General features: G+C 65.5%; 8 protein-coding genes. 6 read left to right on the top strand and 2 right to left on the bottom strand.

Annotated features, from left to right (window positions below):
• Positions 1-19: 19 nt before the first annotated feature.
• Entirely contained in the window at positions 20-628 is a 609-nt protein-coding gene (locus tag GJ630_RS18455; protein WP_064288559.1) for an IMP cyclohydrolase, read from the bottom strand.
• Between the two features lie 508 nt (positions 629-1,136).
• Here GJ630_RS18455 and GJ630_RS18450 point away from each other — a divergent pair.
• Positions 1,137-1,568, top strand: a complete 432-nt coding sequence (locus tag GJ630_RS18450; protein ID WP_014041672.1) for a universal stress protein — start codon at positions 1,137-1,139, stop codon at positions 1,566-1,568.
• A gap of 30 nt (positions 1,569-1,598) precedes the next feature.
• Here the strand turns inward: GJ630_RS18450 and GJ630_RS18445 are convergent, their stop codons facing one another.
• Positions 1,599-2,792, bottom strand: a complete 1,194-nt coding sequence (locus tag GJ630_RS18445) for an inorganic phosphate transporter (RefSeq protein WP_129755798.1) — start codon at positions 2,790-2,792, stop codon at positions 1,599-1,601.
• A gap of 157 nt (positions 2,793-2,949) precedes the next feature.
• Between GJ630_RS18445 and GJ630_RS18440 the strand changes: the two genes are divergently transcribed.
• From GJ630_RS18440 to leuS, 5 genes are all read left to right on the top strand, one after another.
• Positions 2,950-4,116, top strand: coding sequence for a BMP family protein (locus tag GJ630_RS18440; protein WP_050037262.1), 1,167 nt, complete (start codon positions 2,950-2,952; stop codon positions 4,114-4,116).
• Between the two features lie 174 nt (positions 4,117-4,290).
• Positions 4,291-5,847, top strand: a complete 1,557-nt coding sequence (locus tag GJ630_RS18435) for an ABC transporter ATP-binding protein (protein WP_191450644.1) — start codon at positions 4,291-4,293, stop codon at positions 5,845-5,847.
• Positions 5,844-7,124, top strand: a complete 1,281-nt coding sequence (locus GJ630_RS18430; protein WP_014041668.1) for an ABC transporter permease — start codon at positions 5,844-5,846, stop codon at positions 7,122-7,124. The genes GJ630_RS18435 and GJ630_RS18430 overlap by 4 nt, the downstream gene beginning before the upstream one ends.
• A gap of 10 nt (positions 7,125-7,134) precedes the next feature.
• A complete protein-coding gene (locus GJ630_RS18425) occupies positions 7,135-8,181 on the top strand; it encodes an ABC transporter permease (RefSeq protein ID WP_050038257.1) in 1,047 nt (348 codons plus the stop codon).
• Positions 8,182-8,679: 498 nt separating this feature from the next.
• A partial coding sequence (leuS, locus tag GJ630_RS18420) for a leucine--tRNA ligase (protein ID WP_191450643.1) occupies positions 8,680-10,215 on the top strand: 1,536 nt, incomplete at its 3' end.

The raw sequence follows: 10,215 nt of genomic DNA, 5'->3' as shown, positions 1-10,215 counted from the left end.
CCGCTGCGTGGCCATCTGCTCACTCCCCGTTGTACACTGCCACGTCGAACTCGCCAGCCGACCCCGCGACGCCGGCCGAACAGACGGCGTGCTCGTACTCGTGGTCGTACACCTCGCGGGCCACCTCGCTGGCGTCGGTCGCGGCCAGGTCGAACGCCGTCGGACTGTCCTCCTCGTAGGTCGCCACCAGCGTCGGCTCGGTGACTTCCTCGACCAGCAGCGCGTCCCGGCGGACGGTCCCGATGACCGCCCCCGGCCCGTCGGCGTTGGTCGTCGGGTCCGCCCCGTCGACGCCGACGATGCCGGCGACCCGCGGCGTGTCGTAGTCGTCCTTCTCGAAGTCGAGCGAGAGGAGCGGCTCCGCGATAGCGTCCCGTGCCGGATAGCCGAGTTCGAGCTTTTCGGCGATTGGGTCGACGTGAGAACCGTTCCCGATGACCGCGCCGCGCTCGGTGACGCGGACGCCGTTGTAGGAGATGTAGGGGTTGTCCGTCTCCGGCGCGTCTGGCGTCGGCTCGACGGTCACTGTCCCGTCGCGCTGGACTGCCTGGCGGTTGGGGAACGAGCGCGAGGAGACACGGTACGCACCGACCTCGGGACTGACGACGACAAATCGTCCAACGTACATACGCGAGTGTGCACAGCACCCCGAAAAAGCGCTGTCGATGTCTTGCCGTCTAGCGTAGGCATGACGCTATTGTTCTCCTGGCGGTGTTGTGTGGGCTGCTGACACGCTTCATGTCCGACCGAATCGCGCAACGCTTACAAAGGGGCACCCGATACTGTAGAGTGCACACAGTCCATTGGGGTAGAGGCCAATCCTGAAGCCTTCTGGGGGCTTCGACCCTGGTTCGAATCCAGGATGGACTATTTCTGTGGCGAGCAAACTCGCGAGCCGCGAAATCGTAATTACTGATTCGAACCCCGCCAGTCGCGCACAGCGAAGCGAGCACGTCTGGTTCTGGTTCGAATCCAGGATGGACTATTCTTGTCGCGAACAACCCGTGAGCGACAGCGTCGTGATTAGTGGACTCGAGTCTTCCACTGGTTCGAACTCATGTGGGACGGGCTTGACACACATCTGGCAAGCGCCGGCTTGCCCGTGGCTACTTGTAGCTTCCTGCCAGAGAGAACATATGGCACCGACGCACGTCCTCGTCCCGCTGGACGGCTCACCGCTGGCTGACGAGGCGCTGACGTACGCGCTGGAGACGTTCGACTGTCGGATTACGGTCCTGAACGTCGTCGCGCCGCTCGATACCGGGATGAGCGAAGGCGGGATGCTCGAACCGGACGAGGACCGCCGGGCGGCGGCCGACGAGCGGGCCGCGAATCTCGTCGACCGGGCGTCACAGCAGGCCAACGAAGTCGGCCGGCAGGTCGAGACAGCCGTCGAGACCGGTGATCCAGCCGAAACGATTCTGGACTACGTCGAGGAGGTCGACGTGGACCAGGTAGTGATGGGTGGTCACAGCGAGACGCGAAACGAGATCGCCAGGCGGTTGCTCGGGACCGTTGCGACGGCGGTCGTCAGCGAAGCCCCGGTGACGGTGACGGTCGTCCGGTAGTCGTCGACCCGGACAGCACGCGGGACCGTCTCAGGCCTGGCTGCCGAGGGCCGCTTCCAGAACCTGATACACGCCGTAGCCGAGCACGACGCTGGTGACGAGTGTGATGAGCCAGAACCCGACAGTCACGCCAATTTTCCGGCGCGAGACGCCGGCGGAGCCGCCAGCCAGGCCGCCGCCGATGACCCCGGAGATGATGATGTTGTTGAACGAGATGGGGATGCCCAGCGCGATGGCGGCCTGTGCGATGATGAACCCGGGAACCAGTGCGGCGATTGAGCGCCGGACGCCCAGCTGTGCGTACTCGCGGGAGGTCGCCTGTAGCAGGCGAGGCGCGCCCATCCACGCCCCGCCGAGGATGCCCACCGCACCGAGTGCCAGCAACACGAACCCGGGCAGGCCGAGTTCGGTGCCGTAGAGGTTCTCCAGCGGGCCGGTCGCGAGGCCGACCTGACTGCCGCCACTGGAGAAGGCGACGACGCTGCCGAGAACGACGAGAAAGGTCTTGATGCCCTTGTCGACGGAGGCCTGGGTCTGCCGGCGGATGTAGTAGAAGCTCCCGGCGGCGACCAGTAGCGTCGCGGCGACAGCCGCGATATCCGTTCCAGCGACCATCGCGGCGAAGCCGGCCAGCGAGCCCTGGTCGGTGCCGGTCGGCGACGGGATGATGCTCAACTGGACGTTGGCGACGATACCGCCGACGACGCCGGCGAGTAACGGGACGCCGACCGTCTCGGGGATGTCGTCCCGGCGCAACACGGTCGCGGTGAGATAGGCCAGGCTCCCCGACACTGGCGGGACGAGCAGCCAGAACGTGATGATGCGGCGGTAGGTGTCGAAGACCGGCTGACCGCCCAGCGAGAGCCCGACGCCGACCATCGCGCCCGTCGTCGCGAACGCCGCTGGAACGGGGTAGCCCGAGTAGATCCCGAACGCCATGAACCCCGTCGCGGTCAACAGGCCGGCAATGGCTGCGAGCGATGTGATGGCGACACCGTCGATGAGGCCGGCTCCGACTGTCTCGGAGATACTCCCACCCTGGGTCAGTGCGCCCAGCGCGGCGAGGATGCCGATCATGAAGGCGGCGCGCATCGTCGAAATGGCGTTCGCGCCGATAGCCGGGGCGAAGGGCGGTGAGTTGCTGTTCGCACCGAGTGTCCAGGCCGTCACCAGCCCGGTGAGCGTCGCGAGGGCGACCAGCGCCCCGAAGACGACGGTAGTCACCGCGTGCTGGGCCCCGTCAGGGCCTGCCAGTTGCTGCTGTGTGAACGCGACCAGATTGTCATTGCCAGCCGTTCACACCCAGTACATAAAATGTCCGCGGCGTCGGTATCGACAGCCGATCGGCCCGCCTTGCCATGATTTGTCGCCGATGTGGCTAATGTGCGACACCGAAGTCTTTAACGCCTATCGACACCGCTGGTGGGACATGTCACAGCGGAGACGCACGTTCATCAGTAGTGTTGGTACCGCAACTGCAATCGGGTTAGCCGGATGCCTCGGTGGCGATGGCGGGGACGGTGACGGAGGCGACGGCGGGGACACCGACAGCGACGGCGGGGACGGCGGCGACAGCGGCCCGGCCGCTCGTGTCGGAATGGTGTACGCGACGGGCGGGCTCGGTGACGGGTCGTTCAACGACCAGGCTCAGACCGGCGCTATCCGAGCGGCAGACGAGCTGAGTATCGAATACGACGAGTCTCAGCCGGAAGCGGTACAAGACTTCGGCAGCCTCCAGCAGCAGTACGCGCAGTCCTCGAACCCGGACTACGACCTCGTCTGCTGTATCGGCTTCCTGCAGGCGGACGCCCTTACAGAAACCGCCGAACAATACCCGGACCAGAACTTCATGATCGTCGACTCCGTCGTCGAGGCGGACAACGTCGGCTCGTACGTGTTCGGTGAGCATCAGGGCTCGTTCCTCATCGGACTGATGGCCGCGAAGCTGACCAGCCAGGACTTCTCGGCTGGAGCCGGATCCACGCAGGGTGACTCCGCGAGCGTCGGTTTCGTCGGCGGCGTCGAGGGTGACCTCATCGGTCGCTTCGAGGCCGGCTACAAAGCCGGCGTCAAGCACGCGGAGGAGGACGTCGAGGTACAGTCGGCCTACGTCGGCGACTTCAACGACCCTTCCGGCGGACAGGAGGCGGCCCTCTCGATGTACGAATCCGGCGCGGACATCGTCTTCCACGCGGCCGGCAACACCGGAACCGGCGTGTTCCGTGCGGCGCAGGAGGCGGGGCGCTTCGCAGTCGGCGTCGACCGCGATCAGTCAGTCACGAAAGAGAACTTCAGTGACGTCATCCTCGCGAGTATGGTCAAACGCGTCGACAACGCGGTGTACACGTCGGTCGAATCCGTCGTCAACGACAACTTCGAGGGCGGTGCCGTGAACACGCTCGGTCTCGAACAGAACGGTGTCGAAGCGGTGTACGGCCAGCAGCTCGGCTCGGAGATCCCACAGGGCGTCAAAGACGAGGTGTCCGAGGTCCGCCAGAGTATCATCGACGGCGACATCAGCGTTCCGACTGACCCCGACAACGCCTGAGACGGATCGTTAAAGCGATTTGCCGATCTGTTCCGCCCCCGCGGTCGGAATTATCCGAAAATAATATACAACAATCCGTCCGAGTCACCGTGGCCACACACGCGGTTGCCGCATATTTTTGCCAGACATGTGGAACCGTGAAGTTAAAACAACGGGAAGGTAACGGCTCAGAGTATGGAACAGGCCGTCCACCTCGATGGTATTACAAAGCGGTTTCCGGGGGTAGTCGCGAATGACGACGTCGATCTGGCGGTTGAGAAGGGGACGGTTCACGCACTGCTCGGCGAGAACGGTGCGGGAAAAACCACCCTGATGAACGTCCTCTACGGGCTCTACCAGCCCACCGAGGGGACGGTCAACGTGCACGGCGAGACACAGCAGTTCGACTCGCCGCGCGACGCCATCGACGAGGGTGTCGGTATGATCCACCAGCACTTCATGCTGGTCGATCCGATGACCGTCACCGAAAACATCACGCTTGGGAACGAGCCCCGCAAGTGGCTTGGACTCACGGTTGACAGCGAACAGTCCCGAGAACAGGTCCGTGAACTGTCCGAGCGATACGGGTTCGACGTGGACCCCGACGCCCGCATCGAAGACGTCGGCGTCGGCGTCCAGCAGCGCGTCGAGATCCTCAAAGCGCTCTACCGCGGCGCAGACGTCCTGATTCTGGACGAACCGACGGCAGTACTCACGCCACAGGAAGTCGAGGACCTCTTTCGCGTGCTCGAAGAGCTGACCGACCAGGGCAAGACGATTATCTTCATCACGCACAAGCTCGGCGAGGCGATGGAGGCTGCCGACGAAATCACCGTCCTGCGCGAGGGGAAAAACGTCGGGACGGTGCCCGCCGACGATATTACTCGGGAGGAACTGGCCGAGATGATGGTCGGCCGAGAGGTGCTGCTGGATCTCGACCGGGAGCCCGCCGAGCCGGGCCGGTCTATTCTTGCGGTTTCGGACCTCGTCGTGGAGGACGACCGGGGTGTCCGCGCAGTCGACGGGATTTCGCTCGAGGTCCGGGCCGGCGAGGTACTCGGTATCGCCGGCGTCGACGGGAACGGCCAGTCGGAACTGGTCGAGGCAATTACCGGGCTCCAAATGCCTGACGAGGGGACGATTACCTACGACGGCGTCGACCGGACCACCGACAGCCGCCGGGAGCGCATCGAGGCCGGGCTGGCCTACATCCCGGAAGACCGACAGGAGCGGGGACTGGTGATGGACTTCGACCTCGTCGAGAACGGCCTGCTGGGGAGCCAGCACGCGGCCGACTACACCTCGAAGGGGCGCATCGACTGGAACCACACGCGCGACCACGCGGAGGAGATAATCGAAGAGTACGACGTTCGGCCGCCGGATGCCAACGCCCACGCCAAGTCCCTCTCCGGCGGGAACCAGCAGAAGTTCGTCGTCGGCCGGGAGTTCGCCCGGGACCCGCGTCTCGTCGTCGCCTCCCACCCCACCCGCGGCGTGGACGTAGGGTCGATGGAGTTCATCCACGATCAGATCAACGCGCTCCGCGAAGCGGGCCGGGCCGTGTTGCTCATCTCCTCGAACCTCGACGAGGTCCAGTCGCTCTCGGACCGTCTCGCCGTCGTCTACGAGGGCGAGATCGTCGACATCGTCGACCCCGAGCGCGTGACCGAGGAACAGCTCGGACTGCTGATGGCCGGGCAGCAACCTGACGCCGTCCCGACCATTGCGGCGAACGAGGAGGGTCACCAATGAGCGACGACGGCCCGTCGCGGAACGGCGACGACCCGCCGGCACCGGCCTCGGACGACCGGTGGTCACAGTACCGGCAGCGACTCATCAGGCTGGGCCAGACCTCCGTCGGCGAGCGGATTCTCATCGCCGTCTCGGCGCTGTTGCTCTCTCTCGTCGTCGGGACGGTCATCGTCACCGCTGCGGGACTGATGGCGACGTGTCGGTCGCCGGTACTTTCCTTTGGTTCCACGACGCTGTGCTACGACCCGTTCTACGTGTTCAACCGCCTGTTCCTCGGCGCACTGGGCGACCCCTTCACGGGCGGCTGGTCGCCGCTGAACGCGCAGTTCGCGGCGACGCTTCGGGAGACGACGATTCTGGTGTTCACCGGACTCTCGGTCGCCTTAGCCTTCCGTGCGGGCATCTTCAACATCGGGACGCAGGGCCAGCTCATCATCGGCGCGCTGGCGGCCGCACTGACGGTGTTGTGGGCCGGCTCGCTGGTCTCCGGAACAATCGCCCTCGTTCTGTTCATCCCGCTCGGGCTGCTCGCCGGCGCAATCGGTGGCGGCCTCTACGGTGCGATACCCGGCGCGTTGAAAGCTTACGCCGACGCGAACGAGGTAATTACCACTATCATGCTCAACTTCGTCGCTGTCCGGGTCTCGCTGTATCTCGTCCGGAACCACTTCGCCGACCCGACGAGCCAGGCGACACAGACCCGAACACTGCCCGTCGAGGGGCAGTTCCCCTCGATCCTGTTCGACCCGCGGACGGACTTCTCGCTGCTCGCGCTCCTGATTGCGCTCCTGTTCGTCGGCGGCGTCTACTACCTGCTCGAACACACGGCCTTCGGCTACGACCTGCGGACCGCCGGCATCCAGCCCGCGGCCGCGGAGTACGGCGGTGTCGACTCCGCACGGACCATCCTGACGTCGCTGACGCTGTCCGGTGCACTCGGTGGTATCGGCGGGGCCGTGTTCGTGATGATGACGCTCGGGAAGTTCCAGACTGGCATCCCGAGCTACGGCTTCGACGGGATCACCGTCTCCATCCTCGCCGGCAACAACCCCATCGGGGCCGTCTTCGCCGCGCTCCTGTTCGGCGTCCTCAAGTCCGGTTCGAACGTGGTGGCGTTCGCGACTAACGTGCCGCCACAGCTGGTCGGTGTCCTGCGCGGGCTCATCATCCTGTTCGTCGCGATGCCGGAGTTCTTCCGTATCATCGGTCGGCGGCTCGCAAGGGGACAGCGCGACAGACAGGCCACCGCGACCGCGGGAGGTGGTGCCGATGACTAACGACAGCGCCATGGAGCGACTCTCGTCGATGTCAGGCCGGCTGTTCATCGCCGCCGCGGCGTTCCTCCTACTGGCCGTCCTCGCCGGATTCGGCCTCCTTGCGCCGGCGTCGACGCCCGGTCAGATATTCTGGGTACTGGCCTCGAAATCGACGCTGTCCTCGACGCTACGGCTCTCGGTCCCGATCGTGCTGGCCGCGCTTGGCGGCATCTTCGCCGAGAAGAGCGGCATCATCAACATCGGGCTCGAAGGCCTGCTCATCATCTCGGCCTTCGCAGCTATCTTCGGGGCCGACGCCACCGGGTCGCTGTGGCTCGGGTTCCTCATCGGCATCGTCGCGTCGACGCTGCTCGCTGCCGTGTTCGCCGTCGTCTGTATCGAGTTCCGCGCCGACCAGATCATCGCCGGCCTGGCCGTCTGGCTCATCGCGCTCGGCCTCGCGCCGTTCGCCTCGCAGGTGTTCTACGGCGGGCCGAACACCAGCAACGTCGGCACCTTCGATACGATAACAGTCCCGGCGCTGGCCGACATCCCGTTCTTCGGCGCGCTGTTCGACGCCTCGCCCGCGGTGTACATCATGTTCCTCGCCGTGGCGGCGTCGTGGTACGTGCTGAACCGCACCACCTTCGGCCGCTGGGTCCGGGCCGCCGGCGAGAACCCGAAGGCGCTGGACACCGCCGGCGTCGACGTGTCCCGCGTCCGCTACGCAGCCGTCCTCCTCTCCGGCGTCCTCTCGGGGATGGGCGGGGCCGCGCTGGCCATCAACATCGGCCAGTTCACCGGCAACGGCCCGACGATGGTCAACGGCAAGGGGTTCATCGCCATCGTCGCCTATCTGTTCGGCAACTACAACCCGGTCGGCGCGCTGCTGTCGACGACGCTGTTTGCCGGCCTCGACGCCGTCCAGTTGCGCCTCCAGACAGCCGATGTCATCGCCGTCCCCGATTCACTGGTCCAGGCCATTCCGTTCGTCGCCGTCATCGTCGTCCTCGCCTTGGTGGGCAAAACCCGCCTGCCAGAAGCCGCTGGCGAGCACTACGAGTCCGGCGAGGAATGAGCTAGACACAACCTTCTCTGGACTTGTTTCTGCCCGCAGCAGTTGATCAAATGCGAACAGCCAGAAAGCCCCCGCACTATCGACTCCCGCGGCTTGCTGCGCCCTTCACTCACTGCGTTCGCGCCAGTGCTTGCTGCGCCGGGGTTCGCCGATGGTGCGGCCCCTTTCAGTCCCGCCCAGCGTGGATTGGCCAACCGGCTATGGGTGGGGATGAAAGGGGCGAGGCGCTGGGCGTTCGAGATCGTCCGAAAATCTTCGATTTTCGGGATGATGAGAGAGCTCTGCTCTCTCGGACCACGACACAAGCACCGCAACGAAGTGAGGAGCGAGGGACCTGCGGTCCCTCGGAACGTGCGAACGGCGTTCCGCGCCGTGAGCAGAGAGCGCAGCGAGCCGCAGGAGCCCAGCGCCTCGGGACTTTCTGGTAGCCACTGGAAGAGAATAGTCCAATCCTAGCCGAACACTCATGTGCGCGGCAGGCACAGGACGAGGTAGCAAATGTCGCGCCGATATGACCACGCCCGGGTTCAAGAGTACTGGCAGCAGGCTTGGGAGCGAGACGGAGTGTTTGAATGCCCCACTGACGCCGAGGACCCGACGTACGTGCTGGGGATGTTCCCTTATACCTCTGGCTCGTTGCATATGGGGCACATCCGGAACTACGCTATCACGGACGCGTATGCTCGGTACCGGCGGATGGCCGGCGACGACGTGCTTCACCCGATGGGGTGGGACGCGTTCGGCCTGCCGGCGGAGAACGCGGCCTACGAGCGGGACACGGACCCCGAGTCCTGGACTCGGACGTGTATCGACCAGATGAAAGCCGACCTCCGGGAGATGGGCTTTGGCTACGACTGGTCCCGGGAAGTCACCACCTGTGACCCCGAGTACTACCAGTGGAACCAGTGGCTGTTCACCCAGTTCTACGACGAGGGACTGGTCGACTACGGCGCGGCGACGGTGAACTGGTGTCCGGACTGTGAGACAGTGCTTGCTGACGCACAGGTCGAGACGCCGCCGGAAGCGGACGAAGGCGAGACGACCGCCGGCACTGGCCACAGCCACACCCACGCTGGCGGTGTCTGCTGGCGCTGCGGGACCGGCGTCGAGCAGCGCGACCTCGACCAGTGGTTCTTCGCCATCACCGACTACGCCGAGGAGCTGTATCGCGGGTTGGACGACCTGGAGGGGTGGCCCGACGGCGTGCGGGACAGCCAGCGCAACTGGATCGGCCGTCAGGAGGGCGCACGCGTCGCCTTTTCGGTCGACCACGACGACCACGACACTGTCGAGGCGTTCACGACGCGACTCGACACGGCGTACGGCGCGACGTATCTGGCGCTGTCGCCGGGCCACGACCTCGCGCGAGCGCTGGCCGAGACGGACGACGCCGTCGCCGACTACGTGGAATCAGTGGCGAGCACGGATGACGCCGGGATGAGCGGCGTCGAGACGGACCTCACCGCGACCCACCCCTACACCGGCGAGGAACTGCCGGTGTACGTCGCGGCGTACGTGCTGGACGACGTGGGTACGGGCACGGTGATGGGCGTCCCCGCTCACAACGAGCAGGACCACGCCTTCGCCGACGAACACGACCTGCCCGTCGAGCAGGCTGTCGAACCGGTCGACGGAAGCGGAACGGACCTCCCGCACGCGCCGTACACCGGTGACGGGATGCTCACGGACAGCGGCGAGTACGACGGTCTCGCCAGTTCCGCCGCCCGCGAGCGCCTGTGCCAACACGAGGCCGCCGAGTCCGCAGTGACCTACCGCCTGCGGGACTGGCTCATCTCCCGCCAGCGCTACTGGGGGACGCCGATTCCCATCGTTCACTGCGACGACTGCGGCCACGTCCCGGTTCCGGAAGACGACCTGCCGGTGGAACTGCCCGACTACGTCCAGACGACCGGCAATCCCCTCGATGCGGCTGAGGAGTGGAAGCAGACGACGTGTCCCGACTGCGGGGCCGACGCGGTGCGAGAGACGGACACGATGGACACGTTCGTCGACTCCTCGTGGTACTTCCTGCGA

The organism is Haloarcula sp. CBA1122 (assembly GCF_009741785.1).
GTDB lineage: Archaea > Halobacteriota > Halobacteria > Halobacteriales > Haloarculaceae > Haloarcula > Haloarcula hispanica.
The sequence above is the reverse complement of the archived record's forward strand: the minus strand, read 5'-3'. Positions and strand labels throughout refer to the sequence as shown.

Coding starts and splice junctions, on each gene's coding strand:
- GJ630_RS18455 (WP_064288559.1), bottom strand. CDS start 628: ATGTACGTTGGACGATTTGTCGTCGTCAGTCCCGAGGTCGGTGCGTAC.
- GJ630_RS18450 (WP_014041672.1), top strand. CDS start 1,137: ATGGCACCGACGCACGTCCTCGTCCCGCTGGACGGCTCACCGCTGGCT.
- GJ630_RS18440 (WP_050037262.1), top strand. CDS start 2,950: ATGTGCGACACCGAAGTCTTTAACGCCTATCGACACCGCTGGTGGGAC.
- GJ630_RS18435 (WP_191450644.1), top strand. CDS start 4,291: ATGGAACAGGCCGTCCACCTCGATGGTATTACAAAGCGGTTTCCGGGG.
- GJ630_RS18430 (WP_014041668.1), top strand. CDS start 5,844: ATGAGCGACGACGGCCCGTCGCGGAACGGCGACGACCCGCCGGCACCG.
- GJ630_RS18425 (WP_050038257.1), top strand. CDS start 7,135: ATGGAGCGACTCTCGTCGATGTCAGGCCGGCTGTTCATCGCCGCCGCG.